Raw genomic sequence first — 18,516 nt, forward strand, 5'->3', positions numbered from 1 at the left:
GCTCAATCTCCAATTAATGATTGCAGACGGCCCACGCACAAAAGATTTACCAACAGACGAGGACGGCAACCCTATTGATGAAAACGAAATAGTGGAACAGGAACTCACGACAAAAGAAGATATTAAAAATTACCTCAAAGGTTATATGTAATGGAAAATATAGGCGGCAGCTTAGGTTTTAGGGCAACGCTCAACATAGACGATTTTAATGTGTCGGCACTTGCTATGGAACGACAGATTAAGAATTTTTCCGATAACGCTATTAGCGAGGTTGGACAGGTTGAGGACTCTTTTAGGCACATGGCTGAAAAAGCAGGGCAATACATATCCTACTATCTTGTAGGACAAGGTATGCACGGCCTTTTAAATTCCGTCATACAGACTCGCGGACAGTTTCAACAGTTAGAGATTGCCTTTGAAACAATGCTGGGTGATGGCTCAAAGGCGCATACTCTTATGTTGCAAATGATTGACACCGCAGCCAAAACTCCATTTGACCTTTTGGGTGTTGCCGAGGGTGCAAAGCAGCTTATGGCGTATGGTGTTAGTGCTGAAAAAGTCAATGACACCCTTGTAAGGCTTGGAAATATCGCCAGCGGCCTCTCTATCCCTCTTAATGATATTGTCTATCTCTATGGTACTACAATGGTACAGGGTAGGCTCTACGCCCAAGATGTGCGCCAGTTTACAGGTCGTGGTATTCCGCTTGTAAAAGAGCTTGCGGAGAAATACCATAAAACGACCGATGAGATAAATGCAATGGTATCGGCCGGCAAAGTTGGCTTTAAAGATGTTGAGGAAGTCTTAAATAAAAATGACAAATGCCGGCGGTCAATTCTATAACCTCATGGAAAAACAATCTGCCTCTCTTACGGGACAGATTGCCAACTTAGAGGACGCATGGGATACGGTGCTTAATGATTTTGGCAAGTCCGGGCAAGATATTTTTGCCGCTGGCATATCTGGAGCAACCTACTTTGTTGAACACATGGACGATGTGCTTCGCATTGTGAAAGCCATTACCATTGCCTACGGCTCCTATAAAGCTGCGATGATACTTACCAGCGTAGCAATGAAAGGGCAGACCGGCATTGCAGTGCTTGACAATACCGTAAGAGCCGCCAAAGTTGCATTGCTCCAAAAGGAAATCATTTTGAACGGCAAGTTAGCTGTATCGCAAAACGCTGAAACTGTTTCTACACAAGCAACAACCGCCGCACTTGAGGCAATGTTGAGCGCAGAGGAACGTGTGAATGTTGCCAAACAAGTACGTTTAGGGGCTATTGTAAGCCTTTTGACCGCTCAACAGCAAGAGTATCTATCAACTTTGGGGCTTACTGTTGCAAGTGCGGGCTACGAGGCTGCGGCTATTGGTGTGATGAACGCAGACCAAAGAGAGGCATTGTCGAAAATCAACCTTACAACTCAGAGTGCCGCCTATCGTGCCGCTCTGACCCAAGAGGTAGCCGCAAAGCGTACAAATCAAGCCGCCTCATTGGAATCAATGCGCCTATCTGTAAAAGAGGCCGCCGCCAAAGCTGAATCGGCCCGTATGGACGCAATAAAAGCCAAGAGCGCACTTGAAGCCGCACAAATGGAACTCCACCGAGCCACTGTAACGGCCGGAGTGGACTCATACCTTATAGCCCAAAAGAAACTTGAAGCGGCTGAGGATAATGCCGCACTTACTCGCAAAGCAGCCTTAGCAGCGCAAGCGGATTTTTATGCCAAGAAAAAAGCCCTTGAAACAGCCGCCACACAAGCCTCGCGTAATGCGTCTGTGGCAGACACCGCGGCAAAGACTGCACAAGCGGCAAGCACCAATATTCTTGCACTTGCCACAAGCAAGCTGACTGGAATGTTCAAAGCTCTATGGGCTACACTTAAAGCAAATCCGTTAGGTTGGGTACTAACTATTGCCGGCGCAGTATATAGCATTATTACCATGCTATCCTCAAAGACAGAGAAAACCAATGATGTAATGGAGGAGTTTGCTGAGGGTACTAAAAAGGTAAATGATAGGCTTGATTTATATTACGCTATTCTCCAAAAATCCGATAAGGAGTCAAAAACTTATAAGGAAATGCTGGAGAAAATCAATGCTATATGCAAAGAATATAATGTAACATTACTTGATGAAAACGCGACTCTCAAAGAGCAAGAGGCTCGTTATCTCGAAGTTAAAGCAGCCGTTCAAGCTACAACCGCAGAGAAAATAAAAGCCAAGCGTATTGAGGAAGAATTAAACAAGCTCAATGAAAAAGGCGATACAAACTATGGTGGCTTTGAAACCCGTATAAATAATCTTACCTACAATACGGGTGAAAAACGAACTGTAAACGATAAACAGCATGGAGAATCCTATGAGGTAGATATTCAGGCGGCCGCTGAAAATATACGCAGTATGGCACCGGAAGTAAAGGAGGCCGTGCGTACTTTGGTAGAAAGTGGTGCTAAGGAACTCTCAAAGTTAAGTGGCGATGAATACACAAAGAAATACAATGCTATTGTTAGCCAAATAGTAGCAGGTGTAAAAGGTGGAACAAAAGCCACTGAACGCGAAATGCAGGCTTTCCAGACACAATTGACTCTTTATTTGGATAACCAGATACGCGACATTCAAGTATATGACAGAGCCATTGCATTAGTTGATGAGCGTCTAAATAATTTTCTTTCTCCAAAAGATACAAGCGGAGCTGAGAGTGTCACCGACTACGCTAAAATGTCTTTTGAGGAATTGGATAAATTGGTTGTAGAAACACAAAAAGAAATAGATGCAATCAATGGAAAAACCGTCAAGGTTGACGCTGACAACACCATGCTTAATGAGTTGTTAAGCAAGCTCAAAGAAATTAAAAGTACAATCTCCACAAAAGAAACCAACCTCAATACCGAGGAGGGCATATCTAATCGTATAAAGCAACTAAAAGAGGAACGCTCGACTACGGATATGACAACAGCCCGATATAAAGAGCTAAACAAAGAGATTGCAAAACTTGAAGGCCGCCTACCAAAACATACCAATGCGCAAACGGAAGCAAAAAGTGCTGAACGCCATGCAGAAACCTTACGTCAAAAAAGGCTTGAAGCCGATAGGCGTTTGGAAGAGGCTCGTATTACGGTAATGGAAGATGGTTATGCCAAACGCAAGGCTCTGTTGGATTTGCAATTTAAGCAGGAGATTGACCGCATAAATAAGGAGGAACGCGAACTTGCCAAAGCCAAAAAGGAAGCTGGACAGGGTGGATTGTCCGCTACTGAAACAAAGCAATTTCAGCAGCGACGCGATTACGCCCAACAGAATTACAATCGTGATAGTGCCAAACTCTTTGACGATGAACTTGACTACAAGCGTAAGCAATATGAATTATATTGGCGTTGGGTTGAGAATATGGGTAAGGACGTGGCCGACAAACAATTTGCATCTTTGCTCCAGTCCGGCGGCTCATTCAAAGAATATCTTGAAAAGCAGATAGCCGAACTTACTAACAAGCAAAAGAATGGCATGGAACTATCCGAAGGTGAGGGCAATTTCCTTATCACGCTTAAAGCACAATACGATGAGATTACTGGTGCAAAAACCGCTCTTGAGGCGTTTAAGGAGCAAGTGGAGCAGACAGTAGGACGCGCCCAGACTTTAGCCGAAAAGATAGAAGCAGTCGCAAAAGCAAAAGAGAAATTAGAGAATGGCAAAAGTGGCATTGTCAATGATGATGACAGAGCCGCCGCCGCTCTCGACCTTGAAAGGCGTAACATCGAACTGCAAAAGGAACTTAGAGAAACCGTATTGAATGATTATAGCACCTTTGAGGAACAAAAAAGTCGCATAATCAACAAGCACATACTTTTGCGAGAAGAAGTTGAGCGACAGGCCGCGGCCGACTTGAAAGCAGCCGAGGAAAGCGGTAATCAAGAGCGCATTAACATCGTAAAGAGTACACGCGAGGAACGCCTACGCCTTATCAAAATGAGCGAAACCGAGGAACTGTCAACTCTCAATACATCGTTTCTCCAGCAGACCGATAGCTGGAAAAAGTTGTTTAGCGACCTTGACACCCTTTCAGTAGGGCAAATCTCCAAGCTGATTAGCGATGTCGAAAAGCAACTCAATTCCGGCAATCTCCAGCTTTCGCCTATTGATTTCAAAGCGGTAATCGACAGCCTTTCACAAGCAAAGGAACGTATTCAGCAGCTCAACCCCTTTGCCGCCTTAGATACATTCTTTAATGACTACCTAAAAGCCAAAGACAAGTTGGCAAAAGCAAAGGCCGCGCTTGCAAGGGGCGAGGGTAGCAAAGAAGATGTTGAGAGTGCCGAGCGTGAGGTGAAATCGGCCGCCAATGGTATTACAGAATCCGTAGAAAAGGTAACGGATATTACCACAGAGTGCGCATCTTCGCTACAAAGTATGTTTGACGCACTGGGCATGGACGGTGTGGCTGACGGGCTGGGAACTGCAATAGAACTCATGGGGCAGTTGGGTAATGCCGCTGCCTCGGTCGGCAAGTTTATGAGTGGCGATATTATAGGTGGAGTTACTGGCATGATTTCATCTATAACATCTGTTATAGGTATATTTTCCAAGCTCCATGATGCAAAGTATGAGAAACGAATACAAAACCTACAAAAGCAGATTGACGCGCTGGAACGCTCATACAATAGACTTGAACGGGCCTTTAACAACACCTATTGGGTGTTTAATGATGAGGAACGTGCTGGTTTTGAGCAAAACATTAAGCTCATAGAAGACCAAATAGCCGCATTGGAGAAACAACGCGAAACTGCCCGTCGCTCATGGGATTTTGCTCAGTATGCAAAGTTGACAGCCCAAATTAAGGACTTAAACGGCCAGTTGTCAAAAGCCAAAGAGGGTGATGATATGCTGGGCTTATATGAGCAGCAAAAAAAATCTCTCCGTGAGCAACAGGATTTGATGCGCCAACAGATAGACGCAGAACGCTCAAAGAAAAAGACCGACAACGACAAAATCCAACAGTGGAATGACGCAATAGAGCAGATTGAACAGCAGATTGAGGACTTAGACCGGCAAATGATGGAAACCTTTGCCGGGACCACAACCCAAGAAGCTCTCGACCAATACGCAGACGCTATTGTTGACGCATATTGCGCCGGAGAGGACGCGGCAAAGGCTCTTGGTGATACCACGAGAGAGGTATTGAAAAAGGCTGTAATAGATGCGCTCAAACGCCAATTCTTAGCTAAGGCTATGGACGAAGCCGTGAAATATCTTGGAGAGGCAATGTCGGACGGTGTTTTGACTGACCGCGAGAAAGAAACATTTGAATTGATGACAAAAAGAGCCGGTGAAACATTCACTAATGCTCTTGACGCGGTAGGCGATTGGATTAAAGATGTTGAAGATGTCGCAACAGACCCCTTGACGGGTGCCGTTACCTCAATGAGTGAGGAAACAGGCGGTGTGATTGCGGGCCGTCTTAACGCTTTCATCATAAACCAGACCGAGCAAACAAGTGTGTTGCGTGAACAGCTTTTGGCACAATCGGCAATCGCTCAAAACACTGCAACCGCCAACACTATTCTCTCCGAGGTACGCGATACTCTCAAACGGATAGAAACCAAAGACAACTCTTTACTCTCACAAGGAATATCGTAAGGCTATGGAACTGATTCAACAACTCAAACAAGACGGCATAGACAAAGGGCTATGCCGCCTATGGCAAGGGAAACTCCGAGCTGGGCTTTCAACCGAGGAACTTGCAAAGCTCTACATTAAGGGCATTGACTTTTGTATTTCCGAGGATTACCCTACGCTCAATTTTCTCCGGGAGCATTTCAAGGGCAAGTGTGAGCCTTTCGGGGTGTATGTCGATGATGAGATACCCTCGACCGCCAACAAGCCCGATATGGTGCTTAACGGGGCTTGCAAAGCCATGTTGGAGTATGACGATTTTTCTGTTTCGCGTCTATATATGCGCCATGATAGCGAGGCGGCCGTGATTGTTTCCAACAATGCCATTGTTACCATTGACCTATTCGATAATGCGAAAATACATATCTCCGTAATAGGCACCGAGGCGCGTGTCAACATCAATGCCTATGGTCGTAATACCACGGTAGATTATATCGGCATTTCATCGTTTGCGAGAATTAAAACAATATTTCACGATAAACCCACATACTGATATGGTTGATAAAAATTTAATCTTGTATCTGCCTTTTGATGACCCGGACGGCTCAAAGGCTTACGACTACTCCGCGGGTCGCCATGACGCAACACTTTCTGGTGGAGCGATGTTTACCAAACAAGCAAAGGCCGGTAAGGCTCTTGACTTGTGCGGTGGAGAGGTAAACACTGAGCAGAATATTCCATTTACGGGCGATTTTACCGTATCACTCTATGTTCAGATTCAGCAGAGGCGTTTGGGCTGGCTCTTGAATTTACCCGGTATAGAGCAGCACAAAGAGCAATGGGTCGATGTGGTGCCGGGTGAGTGGTATTTTATTTCTTTTGTGCGCTCTGGTTCTACGTTCAAAGTCTTTCTCAATGCTGATTGTACATACGTTGGCAATCTGGCCGCTAATCCCACGGGGCTTGCTCTCTGCACCGAGGAACTGTTAACCACGACTGCAAAGCTCGATGAGGTGCGAGTGTTCAACGTGGCAAAGACCGAGAAAGAAATCCTCAAAATGCAAGCCAACAACGATGTTGAATACTATGTTGACGGTCACAATTTCAAGGACTACGGCGTGTATGTGTCGGCCTCTGACGGGCTTGTTGGCAGGCTGGCGCAGAAAGAAAGCCTATCGGTAGACTACGACAACTACCACGGTGTTGTGCGCGACCGCAAGCGCAAGCGTTTCAAAGAGCGCACAATATCGCTCAAATGTTTCATTGAAGCCTCAAGCCGTAGTGCGTTTGTAGAGTGGCTTAACCGCTTTCTCGCACTCTTTGACGGCGACCATACGCGCCGCCTTACCGTAGAGTATGACGGCAAGGCAAAGCCCCTTGTGTATGAGGTGGATTTGCTTGATGATGTGGCAGTTGATAAAAAGTGGGGCAGCTACAACGAGGAACTAATGGTAGGCACATTCACACTCAAACTAACAGAGGACGAGCCGGTGAAAAAGGTACTACGCCATATCTCCAACAACAATAACTCAAAAGCCACTATCACCGTGTCAACCTACAAGTACCTTAACATCTACTGGGGTGATGGCACTCACACATTCAACGTGGGGGGCAATGATACTACCGTGGAGCATACCTACGCTCTCCCCGGCGAGTATGACATTATCGTAACGGGGGTGATAGAAGATATTGAAAAGTTTGAAACCAACGCCATAATGGTATGGGAATTACTCAAATAATCAAACGCAACGGCGAGATTATCAAGCTCAATACAAAGGAGCCGTTTTGCGTAGTCAAGCAGGCTACGCAAAATAGCTCCCTTATGGGCGATGACAATATCACATTACAAATCGTTTCCTCCGAAATGCTCTCTTTCAGCAAGGGGGATAAAATCGTTGTGGACGGATTCGACTACACCATAAGGACTACAACAACTCGTGAAATTCAAGGCGAGGATTACAACATCTTTGAACCTGTTTTCTACGGCCCGATGTACGACCTTATGAAAACCATATATCGAAATTGCGACAAAGACGGAAAATCCGACCGCTCGACATTCGATTTGACCTACACAATTAAGGAATTTGTGCAGGTGCTTATATACAACCTTAACCGCGATTATCCGGGTATGTGGGCTTTCGATGAGCTTAATTGCCCCGAAACCGAGGCTATCACAATCCAATTCTCCGGGGTGAATTGCTTGCAAGTGTTACAGACGCTTTGCAACAAAGACAATTTCAATCTGGAATTTCTTATATCCCAAAACGGGAATGTAAGAACAATCCATATCGGTAAATTCGGGCAACGTGTCAATCCCCCCGGCGGAGCAGAATACTTTGAGTGGGGCAAGGGCAACGGTCTATACAAGCTCAAAGAGCAAAAGGTTGATGACAAGGCTGTGATTACTCGCTTGTGGGTAGAGGGTGGCACAACCAATATCCGCACAAACTACCGTGAGTATGCCGAGAGATTGCAACTGCCATATCCACGCCGTTACAATCGTAAAAGGCACGTCCTTAGTGACGGCACTGTGGTTGAGCCAAACACCGAACTTATAGGCATAACAAACGACAATGACCGCTTTTTAGAGGACGTGGCATTGCGCGACAAAATAGGCAGCGAGGAAGATTGCAAGACCTATGACAAAATTTTTCCTACACGCACGGGGCGCGTGACTGCACTGGTGGCCGGCGATATTAACGCTTTCATTGATGACACTATGGATTTTGACCTTTGCAAGAAAGATGACAAAGGCACCGTTTACTTAGTGAATGAGGTTAGCGCGAAAATCACTTTTACCAGCGGCCGACTTGCTGGGCAGCAATTTGAGCTTGAGGCTAAGAATGGCTATGACCATACGACAAAGAAATTCCGATTGATTCCTTTTACCGACAATCGCGGCCTAACTACTCCGACTGTACCATTTGAGCAAGGTGGCGCATACCCTATTGAGGTAGGAGCGACCTACAAAATTACCGACATATTTTTGCCCGAAAGCTACGAGGAAAATGCTGAGGAAGATTTATGGTATGCCGCTATGGACGATTTCAAGCAGGCTACACAAGCTAAGGCTCAATACAGCCTAACACTGGACCGTTTGTATTTCCTTGAGGCGTTGGAGCGAGGCGTTGATGTTTGCCTTTTCAAAGTGGGCGATTATGCACCTGTGCGTGATACTCGCTTTGGCATAGAGAAACAAATACGCATACAAAAGATTACCCGCAATCTACTTTTGGAGCAGGATTATCAGCTCACGCTCTCCGATACGACTGCAATTTCAATCTCGACCCAGACCGTTCTCTCTGTTATCGACCATGAGCGGATTATAAATAACAACCGCCTACGGGACCTTAACAAAGCTCGCCGCGGGTGGCGCACCACCGAGGACTTACGCAATATGGTGTATGACACGGACGGCTTTTTTGATGTTGATAACATTCGCCCCAACTCTATTGACACAAATATGCTCACTGTCGGCTCAAAGAGCCAGCAGTTTGTGTTGACGGGTGTAATACTCCAAGCCAATGTAAACGGCAACCCAAATAACTTTGCCGCCTCCGCCGGCATTTTATCACACCTTACGATTGACCCAAGCCGAATAAGGGCATGGCAAATGGGCGCACTCACATTTGAATTGCCAAGCAATGCCGGATATTATCTCTTTGCCAAATGCTCTAAGACTGGAGAGAGTGGCACATGGATAATGACCCAGACGCAATATAAGTTTGAGCCGACCGATGACCCAAACAATTACTATTTCCTTGTGGGTATTCTTTCAACGCTCTACGCAGATGACAACTTCCGTGATTTCACAACCACTTATGGATTTACGCGCATAAACGGCAATACTATAACCACGGGGCGCATTATTACGAGTGATGGAGAGTGCTATCTGGACTTAGACGGTAATAAATTCCGCATAGGCGATAGGTCAAGTTCTATTGATTGGAATGTGAGCCGAAACAACACTATAACTCTCAAAAACGTAAGTGTTATTAGTGAGAGTGGCGATGTTGCACCGTTGGGCGTATATCGTGGCGTATGGAACGTCAATTACACATACTACAAGAATGATGAGGTAAGCTATACCGATGAGAAAGGCGCGATTGCAACCTATCGTTACATTCACAATACACCGACAAAAGGTCACAAGCCTACTGAATCTGTGTATTGGGGAGTTGTGGCAAAGGGCATAGACGGGGTTAATGGCGCGGGTAATAAATTGGTATACCGCTATGGATATGATAAGCCAGCAAAGCCAACAGGAATAGACCCTAACCCCACGGGCTGGAGTGATACCCCAGATAATGACACAATCAAAGTCACACATGGCACAGCTTTCACCCTCAAGGATGGCTATTATAAATCTCCGGCTGTCGCGGCCAATGGCATATCGACAAACAGGCTTACATTTACCACAAGCAAACCAAACCAGCTACTCGCAATTGAGCTATGGGCTTCAAGTGAAAGTGGCTTTGACTTCGTGCTTGTTGGCAAACTTGACACCGAGGGGCTTACCAGAACTGCAAACTATTTCGACCGCATTAGTGGTGATGAGGTTAAGAAAGTTGTATATCTACCTATCCCCACAGCCGGCACACATTTCGTTGATGTAGCTTACGCCAAAGACAGCTCCAATGAGAGATTTAATGATTGCGGACGTTATCGCATTGTCACCCCTCAAAATTGCTGGATGTCGGTTGGAACAATCGGCTCTGATGGAAAAATCGTATCTTGGAGCGACCCTGTGCCATTCTCTATTGACACTCCAGATGTGGAGCGCATATATCGCCTTATGGGTAGCGAAACGACCCCTACAACTCCGGGTAGTGATGCTTATGTTGATGACTATGTACCACCGCTTACTACCGAAACACACATTGTCGGCAAGGAGTACAAGCGTGGCGATGTCGTTATTGGTGCTGATGGTAATTATTATGAATGTGTTGTAACCACAACAACCGAAACTCCAATAGCCAAGAGCGGCCAGTTTTGGATTATATCTGTGGATTGGAGTATTCGCAAGGGTTGGTCTGATAACCCAACAGGAGTAACAAATGCCTACCGATACGAATATGAAAGTGTTCGTAAAAAGAAAGATGGTAAATGGGGCGCGTTTTCTACACCTGTGTTATGGATGGTGTTGCCATTGAACGGAGAAAAAGGCGATGACGGAAAGAATGGCGATTTTACCGAATATCGCTATGCTGTGAGTGGCGGCAAGTTATCGCATGGAAAGGCATTTACCGCCAGCGATAGAAACCCCGGCAGTGACTGGACAACTGTAATGCCCTCTGTTGGCAGCTTGCAATATCTTTGGCTCACTACTGCAAAAATCAATGGAGAAACCAATGCCTTGAGGGCGAATTGGACTACTCCGATTCGTGTAACCCCCTATGATGGTGTGGACGGTACTCCGGGTAAAGATGGTGATGTTGGTCCCGCTCTTGTATTTCGTGGCATATATAGTAGTTCAAAATCATACGTTGGCTCTGATAAACGTGTTGATGTCGTAAAGTACAATAATCATTATTATGTTGCTCGTACTGATGCGGGAACATTTTATAACGTATTGCCAACAAACACAGCGAAATGGAATGATTTTGGAGCGGAGTTTGAAACAATAGCTACCGGGTTCTTATTTGCTGAAAATGCCAATATCGCAAATCTTATTTTTCGCAATGAAAGACTTGAAAGCCAAAGCCAGACAAACGGTGTTCCTAATTTCTTTCTTGACGGATTAAAGAATATCGCCTCATTTGGAGCAGGAAGCGCAGTCTTTGACGGAGCAAGTGCAAAACTTGGTTGGCTAAATATCGTAGGTCGAGAATTGCTCGGTTTTGATGATGACGGTATTCAACGATTAAGACTTACTCCAAGCTCTTTGCCAAGTGTCGGTGGTGCTTCCAGTCATGAAGATGTAATTATCAAAGCTACTGGAGGTGATGCAACATATACAGGCACAACTAATTGGGAGGTGAGCTTTGAGGAAGATGTCTGGTGCTATTATGGGCGTGATGACCATGAAGATGATATGCACGATTCCATATACGCCTATATTGAATTTGATATAGCCGAAGATAACACATTGTTAGACCTAAGTAGTATTCAATTCGGTTGTGGTGTAAAACGCACAAATTCCACACAATACGAATGGTTAGATTGCTCTTTATCGGCAACGGCTTTTCTAAAAGTAGGTACTCAATGGCAAACAATTGGCAGTGTTTCTCTCAAAGATAGTAGCACGGCAAAGATAACCATACCCAAGAAAGGTCGTATAAAAGTGTCGTTCAATGGAACAATAGACCAAACGCTATATACCGATTATAGCGGTAAATTTACCTTTGCGACACAAGCTATTTGGGCTATCACGGCTAAAACCGAAATGATTATTGCTAAAGATGGCTTCATGGCAATATACAACGCTAATTATCTACGAATGCACTCTACCGATGGATTAGCGGTGAAAATAGGTAACTACCACTTTCGAGTAACGAGTAGTGATATTTCCGTTTCCAAAAACGGGACAAGTTGGACTAAACTAATAACGTAACAATGAGCTGGATTACTGAAAGCAACCGCCTCAAGCATTTTCTTTACGCTATACCATGCGCTATTATCCTCACTATTCTCTTTGTCGGTGGACTTGCCGCCGGCATGGAGTTTAAGGATAAGGCGCATGGTGGAGTGTGGGATTGGCTTGACCTCTTAGCCACAATATTAGGCGGTATTGTGGGACAAATGCTTCAAATGGCAATTATTTATATCTTAATATGTGTTCTATGAACACATTATTTTGTATATTTGCAGTTGAATTTACCCAGTTAACAATATGGAAGATGTAAGAATAGTAGCAAAGGGTCGTATAAAAGACCTCTCCAAAGGCTTTCGACTACCCGAAAGTCTGCCATTCTCTATCTACCTACGTTCCAAAACGGGTGTTGTTGAGAATGATACTCTCATACAATGCCGCCTTATTTGTGACAAGGAGATAGGCGATTTCCCCGTGCCTGTGGGTGATTGGACTCCCGGTAAGATTGTGGCTTTGCCCCCCAACGCAATCGACACCGACAAATATGAGATTTATTGGGGTGCAAGCGATAACCCCTATTAAACCGTAACACTATGGGCTTAATCTTAGGCAGCGGCTCCACTAAGCCGCAATACCCCTACGATATGTGGTATGGTGTGCAAGGCGATTTTACCAGCAAGGACTATAAGCTCACTCGCATTGGTAATATGGACTTGCACCGCACACTACCTATCCAGAAAAAGCTGAGGCGTTTCGTGGAAAACACGGACGGCTCCGTTAAATACTATCTCCACCAGAACGATTCCCGTAAAAAGGATTCTGGTGCAACTGCAAAGCTCGACACCACGGATGGAAACGTGATGTTGGAAAAGCCCGAATACTTTTGCCGCTTTGAAGTTGAGGGTACAAGGTGGGCTATGTGCATTTCAGAATATGCTTTGCCCGGATTTGTGCGCATGAGTCGTAAAACACTATCGCCGTGGTGTGCCACAATCAACATTGCTAACTCTATTGCTGTTTCCGGCTGCTGGCTCCAGTGGGGCGCAGACGATGAGCTTTTGCGTGATGCGAATGGCTTCATTTCCTTACTCCCCAACGCGGCTAATTTCCGCGGTGGTAGTGGAGCCTCGGACGCAAACAAAGACGGCACATTCTGCTCCCAGCTCGGTATGCCCCGCACCTCTATTTCTAAGGCCGGCGCACGTCCATTCTGTAAGAATGGTACACACTTAGGTGTAGCTCGTGCCTATATGGAAATAGCATGGCTCCAGCGTATCGAATATGCCTCGCTCCATTGCCAAGAGGCATACAACGAAACGCTCACGGCCGATGGTTTTCATCAAGGCGGCTTAGGAAGCGGTCCTGCGGTGGACGGCGGTCAGTGGAATACATGGGGGGGCTATCGCCCGTTTGTGCCTTGTGGAGTTACTGCACCGCTCGGTAACAACACCGGCCGCATATCCTATACTATCAAGGGCTGGACCGGCGGCGATAAGGTGGTACAGTGCCTCTCTTATCGCGGGCTTGAATTGCCCTATGAATATCTATGGCTACTTGCTGATGACTTGCTCGTTCACTGTTCACCCGAAACTGCCGATGACCCCGGACATTGCACTGCTTACGGTTGCACAGACCCTGCGAAATTCGCCTCACCAAGCGATACGGCAACCTCTATTCCAGATGGATATGTTCCTATCACAGAGTTACCTACTACTGAGGGCTATATTTGGAATTTTGGTTTTTCGTATGATGGATTTACACTGCCTACAAGCGTAGGGGGTGCTTCAAATCAAGGAATGTGCGATTATTTTTGGCGTGTAGCAAAAGCAACCGCAAATGGTTGGTACGGTGCCCTCCTGTCTGCCGTTGCGGACGCTGGCGCGGTTGCGGGTTTCGGTTATCTGCTTGCGTATTATCGTAGCTCGTGGACGAAGGCGGATGGGGCGTTCCGCTTGTGCCGTTTTTAACGGACTGCAAACCAACGGTACACGGAGCAACGAAAATATTATCAATTAAACACATAAGACAATGGAATAAAACGAATTAACGCAAAACGAAATACGGGTGTCGGCGGTCAGGGGTGCCCTCCTGTCTGCCAATGCGAACAATGGCGCGAATGCGGGTTTCGGTTATCTGAATGCGAATAATCGTAGCTCGTGGACGAATGCGAATGGGGCGTTCCGCTTTTACCGTGGTTTCGACTTTCTTGAATAAGATATTTCCAGACTGTTGACCGCCGACACCTTACCTCTTGGTAAAAAAATAGTGATTAAGACAGTGTGAGTAGGAAATCCAAAGCTCTGTTTTTGACTAACGGCACAATGAGCGACAAACCGCATACATACCTCTCCCAATACTCCGACTTTGAGGATTGCGGGCTTTATATTGGTAACACAAGCAAACTCTTTTGCTCGCCGACCAAAAAGCTACGCAATGTATACTGGCTGCTTTATACCAATGACAACCTTTGCTCTGCACAATACAAGGCACAGAAAGGCAAAGGCGACCATTCCGACATAAAGCGATTCAATGGAAACATATTGGAGAATATGTACGCTCTTTGGTATATGTTAAGATATGAAACGTATAAGCCGGGCGAATATCGCATAAAGAAAATCCACGACCCGAAAGAGCGCGAAATTATGATTGCGCCGTTCTTTCCAGATAGGATTATACATCATTGCATTATAAACGTGTTGGGGCAACACTGGACCCACATTTTTATAAAGAATACATATTCTTGCATTAAGGGGCGCGGCACCCACAAATGTATGCTTGACGTGCGACACGCCCTTATGCGTGATAAGAAAGGCACTCGAATGTGCCTCAAGACGGACATTAAGAAATGTTACGACAACATAGACCATGCCGCGCTCAAATTGATTATCCGCATAACCATTGCAGATGAGCAACTTTTGAGGCTGTTAGATAAGATTATTGATAGCAACGGTAAAGAAAAAGGTTTGCCAATCGGCAACTACACAAGCCAATATCTCGCTAATCTCTATTTCGCATATTTCGACCACTGGGTTGTTGAGGAGTTGGCGGTGTTGGTTAGGCGGCTTTTCGGGTGCAAGCTCTATTATTTCCGCTACATGGACGATATGGTGTTTCTCTCTGAAAGTTCGGAGGCACTGCATTTCGTTCTCGATATGGCAGGGCTTTATCTGGCGGCCGAGTTAAAAGTGGAGTTCAAAAAGAATTGGCAGATTTTCCCGGTTGATGATAGGAGCATTGACTATGTGGGTTTCAAACAAAATCACCACGGAGTTTTGATGCGCAAGAGCATACTTTTGAGATTTTATAAGAAATCTATCAAGGTTGCACGAAACAATCCTATCCACAACGAAACGGACATAAAACATCTGTTCCCGTCTGAATATGGCTGGGCGTTAAGATGTAGTGAGCAACATAAACAAAACATCTTTAATACCGTAATTCAAAATGGACAAAAGTATTTTATCAATCGGGCTGCTCTCGCAGACGCGCCCGCAAGTAATTGACCCCTACAACAACGGTCAAGGTACAGTTCTCTACAACCACAACATTGTTGAGGTTGATGTGGTCGAAGATGAAATGGGTGGTGTAACCGTTACCGATGACCCAAAGACTGCAACCGGCAAACGCTATCAGTATGACAGCCTCCGCGTGGAATATCCTACCACAGCCGACAACATTTTCAGCACCTTGCTTTCGGCAAAGTACCCCGCCAACACTGAGAGCAAACTGGTAAACGAATACCAAAGCGCAGTGCTGGGGCTACTCCCCGATGATTACAAAAAGCCCTACGAGGCTTTCCTCAAAGACCGCCTTGCTATCCGCAATATGGTGGATAGCGATTGTAGCACCCTTAATATCCCGATAGACTTATGAACGATGAGTATGTAGAGGATTTCGTTGAGGACGAATCCGCCGCCGGCTCCGACCTTTTCGATTGCGACTATACCCCGATTGACGCAGTTATCAACGAGGTAACGGTGTTCACCGGGTGTAAGACAATGGCAACCGAGAATGGCGACCGCCTACTTATTGCCTATGGTGAGGGCGCGGCTAAATCCGCGTTTTTCATCGATAGCAAAAAGCTAAGGAATGTATTTTGTAATACAAACCGTCGTTTCCCTTTTCGCGCAGTTATCAAGGTGGTAAGCTATGGCAATATGTTTGGTTTTAACGTGTTTGCCCCTAACACGGAGATAACCACCGCTGACCGAGATAATTTCTCTTTCTACAAACGAGGTAAAAAGCGAAGCCGATGACAGACGAAGCAATGACAGTAGCCCACGGCATAAGCGAATTAGGCATGATGGCTATCACTGCCGCCTTTTTCCTTTTGCTCTCCGCTCTATTATGGGTGGCTTGTTTCCGTTGGTTTAAGTCTATCATCGACAACATGATTAAGGGCAATACTCAAATGGTAAACGACCTACTTGTAGAAACCCGGAAACAAAATGATATGCTCACAGACATATCCGAGGGCTTGCGTCCCGAAACGCAGCTTAGAATAAAGCACACAACCGGCGTGTTCTTTGACCTTGCCATTGAAAAGGTGTGTCGCATAATAAAGAAAGTGCGTGAGGAAAACCACATTATAGATAAGGACGCTACACGCACCAAAATACACACGCTCATACTTAATATCCATGAGGACAGGAATAGTCGCTTTGACTGTTTCAACTATCGTGGGAAAAAGCTATCCTCATACATAAACCCGGATTGGGTGGAATGGGTGGCTGAGGTTGTAGAGCGTGAAGTATATAGCGACACCATAAATCACGGACGCGCCTACACCAATGTGCAAGCTGTTTATGAGAGAATAAAAATTGATTTTTACCACAGAATGAATCACGAATGAAAATCTTAATAGACAACGGCCACGGTGCCGACACAAAAGGCAAGCGTAGCCCCGATGGGCGATTGCTTGAATACAAGTATGCCCGCGAGATTGCGACCAGCATAGAAAGCGAGCTTAAAGCGCGTGGGTATGACGCGCAGCGCATAGTAACCGAGGAATCTGACATAGCCCTCGCTGAACGCGCCCGCCGAGTGAATGAAGTATGCGGCAAGTTTGGTGCCGCCAATGTTATCCTTATATCCGTACACTGCAACGCCGCCGGCAATGGTTCTTGGCTAAAAGCTGGTGGCTGGTGTGCTTACACAAGTAAAGGACAGACAAAGGCCGACCCCCTCGCGACCGCTCTCTACAATGCTGCCAACGAAGCTCTTGCAGACTACATAGCGGACTTCCCAAATCGTAAGGCCGCCGGTGATTATGACGGCAAGCAGCGTCCTATCCGTACTGACATGACGGACGGAGACCCGGATTTTGAGGAGGCTTTTTACATTCTCCAAAAGACCAAATGCCCTGCCGTCCTTACAGAGAATCTTTTCCAAGACAACAAGGCCGATGTGGACTACTTGCTATCCGAGAATGGCAAAAGCTCTATCGTTGCGCTCCACGTTGAGGGCGTAGTAAACTACCTTAAATCCATAGGCCGATGAAAGGGTGGATAGCAGCCATTATAATGGGGTTGTGTCTTATGCTAATTTCCGTATGCGCTACCAACAAAAAGCTCACAAGCGAAAATGAGCGATTGACCGCCAACAACACGTCCCTAATGGAAAGAGCCGACTACTACGAAACCGAGGCCGGCAAGTCTGCCGCCTCAGTTCAAAAGTTGGAGCTTACCTATTCCGAGCTGGAGCGCAACTATCAAGACGTTTGCCAGACGGCACACGACTTGAATATAAAAGTAAAACGCTTGCAAGCCGCCGCCACGACTGCAACGCAGACCGAGGTTAAGGTTGTTACTGAAATCCGGGACAGCATTGTATATCGTGATGGATTGCTTGATAGCCTCAAGGTGCTAAGGTGGCAAGACCCGTGGGTTAGCGTTGCTGGAGAAATCCGGGGGCGTGAGGTTGAGCTTGATGTTGTTTCTTGTGACACTATTAAGCAGATTATCCACCGGGTACCGAAAAAGTTTTGGTTTATCAAGTGGGGGTGCAAAGCTATCCGACAAGAAGTAGTAAGCACCAATCCACATACCAAAATAACTTATACTGAATATATCGAATTAAAAAAATAATTTTCTTGTAGTAACATTTATAGTTAGAGATAGGGGGAGGCCGTGAGGTTGCCCCTTATTTTTTTTGATACCATTATAAAATATATAATGCGTTTGGTCGTTACAAAAATAAGAGCTAACTTTGCACTACCGATTCTTGTAATCGGTGTTGCAAAATAATCCCCGTTAGCTCCAAAAAGGCGCGGGGATTTTAGAATTTAAGCACAAATTCTACAATAGTTCTACAAGATGCCAATTTAACCTCGTATCTGGTTGATAGTCAAAGTTGAGTTAGGAGTTTCCTAAAC

15 protein-coding genes are annotated in these 18,516 nt (G+C 45.7%); all 15 read left to right on the top strand.

Translation table 11 applies throughout. The features are described from left to right. Nucleotides 1-16: 16 nt before the first annotated feature. The 15 genes from E4T81_RS16015 to E4T81_RS14905 all read left to right on the top strand — a co-directional run bounded on the left by E4T81_RS16015 (nucleotide 17) and on the right by E4T81_RS14905 (nucleotide 18,229). On the top strand, nucleotides 17-151 hold the full coding sequence (locus tag E4T81_RS16015; protein WP_256371521.1) for a hypothetical protein: 135 nt from the start codon (nucleotides 17-19) through the stop codon (nucleotides 149-151). Then, nucleotides 151-843, top strand: coding sequence for a tape measure protein (locus E4T81_RS15965; protein ID WP_245207103.1), 693 nt, complete (start codon nucleotides 151-153; stop codon nucleotides 841-843). The genes E4T81_RS16015 and E4T81_RS15965 overlap by 1 nt, the downstream gene beginning before the upstream one ends. Further along, nucleotides 815-5,635, top strand: coding sequence for a phage tail tape measure protein (locus tag E4T81_RS14845; RefSeq protein ID WP_245207104.1), 4,821 nt, complete (start codon nucleotides 815-817; stop codon nucleotides 5,633-5,635). The genes E4T81_RS15965 and E4T81_RS14845 overlap by 29 nt, the downstream gene beginning before the upstream one ends. 4 nt (nucleotides 5,636-5,639) lie before the next feature. Then, a complete protein-coding gene (locus E4T81_RS14850) occupies nucleotides 5,640-6,164 on the top strand; it encodes a hypothetical protein (RefSeq protein WP_104404915.1) in 525 nt (174 codons plus the stop codon). 1 nt (nucleotide 6,165) lies between these two features. After that, nucleotides 6,166-7,350, top strand: a complete 1,185-nt coding sequence (locus E4T81_RS14855; RefSeq protein ID WP_104404916.1) for a hypothetical protein — start codon at nucleotides 6,166-6,168, stop codon at nucleotides 7,348-7,350. An 83-nt stretch (nucleotides 7,351-7,433) separates the two neighbouring features. Beyond that, on the top strand, nucleotides 7,434-12,164 hold the full coding sequence (locus E4T81_RS14860) for a hypothetical protein (protein ID WP_135045937.1): 4,731 nt from the start codon (nucleotides 7,434-7,436) through the stop codon (nucleotides 12,162-12,164). A 2-nt stretch (nucleotides 12,165-12,166) separates the two neighbouring features. Then, nucleotides 12,167-12,397 (top strand): hypothetical protein, encoded by a 231-nt coding sequence (locus E4T81_RS14865; protein WP_123481593.1) that lies wholly within the window; start codon nucleotides 12,167-12,169, stop codon nucleotides 12,395-12,397. Between the two features lie 46 nt (nucleotides 12,398-12,443). Then, nucleotides 12,444-12,725, top strand: a complete 282-nt coding sequence (locus E4T81_RS14870) for a hypothetical protein (protein WP_135045939.1) — start codon at nucleotides 12,444-12,446, stop codon at nucleotides 12,723-12,725. A gap of 11 nt (nucleotides 12,726-12,736) precedes the next feature. Continuing rightward, complete coding sequence (locus E4T81_RS14875; RefSeq protein ID WP_135045941.1) at nucleotides 12,737-14,110, top strand: hypothetical protein; 1,374 nt, start codon at nucleotides 12,737-12,739, stop codon at nucleotides 14,108-14,110. Between the two features lie 600 nt (nucleotides 14,111-14,710). Beyond that, nucleotides 14,711-15,646: a reverse transcriptase domain-containing protein gene (locus E4T81_RS14880; RefSeq protein ID WP_245207105.1), complete on the top strand. Its 936-nt coding sequence runs from the start codon at nucleotides 14,711-14,713 to the stop codon at nucleotides 15,644-15,646. After that, on the top strand, nucleotides 15,588-16,016 hold the full coding sequence (locus E4T81_RS14885) for a hypothetical protein (RefSeq protein WP_123481589.1): 429 nt from the start codon (nucleotides 15,588-15,590) through the stop codon (nucleotides 16,014-16,016). The genes E4T81_RS14880 and E4T81_RS14885 overlap by 59 nt, the downstream gene beginning before the upstream one ends. Further along, nucleotides 16,013-16,399 carry a hypothetical protein gene (locus tag E4T81_RS14890; protein ID WP_135045945.1) on the top strand — a complete coding sequence of 129 codons (387 nt, stop codon included), beginning with the start codon at nucleotides 16,013-16,015 and terminating at the stop codon, nucleotides 16,397-16,399. Before E4T81_RS14885 ends, E4T81_RS14890 begins: the two co-directional genes overlap by 4 nt. Next, nucleotides 16,396-16,995 carry a hypothetical protein gene (locus E4T81_RS14895; protein WP_123481587.1) on the top strand — a complete coding sequence of 200 codons (600 nt, stop codon included), beginning with the start codon at nucleotides 16,396-16,398 and terminating at the stop codon, nucleotides 16,993-16,995. Before E4T81_RS14890 ends, E4T81_RS14895 begins: the two co-directional genes overlap by 4 nt. Beyond that, entirely contained in the window at nucleotides 16,992-17,642 is a 651-nt protein-coding gene (locus E4T81_RS14900) for an N-acetylmuramoyl-L-alanine amidase (protein ID WP_135045947.1), read from the top strand. Before E4T81_RS14895 ends, E4T81_RS14900 begins: the two co-directional genes overlap by 4 nt. A 38-nt stretch (nucleotides 17,643-17,680) precedes the next feature. Then, nucleotides 17,681-18,229 (top strand): DUF6549 family protein, encoded by a 549-nt coding sequence (locus E4T81_RS14905; protein WP_371683059.1) that lies wholly within the window; start codon nucleotides 17,681-17,683, stop codon nucleotides 18,227-18,229. The last annotated feature ends 287 nt before the right edge of the window (nucleotides 18,230-18,516 follow it).

Source organism: Barnesiella sp. WM24 (assembly GCF_004570975.1).
In the GTDB taxonomy this organism is placed as follows: domain Bacteria; phylum Bacteroidota; class Bacteroidia; order Bacteroidales; family Muribaculaceae; genus Muribaculum.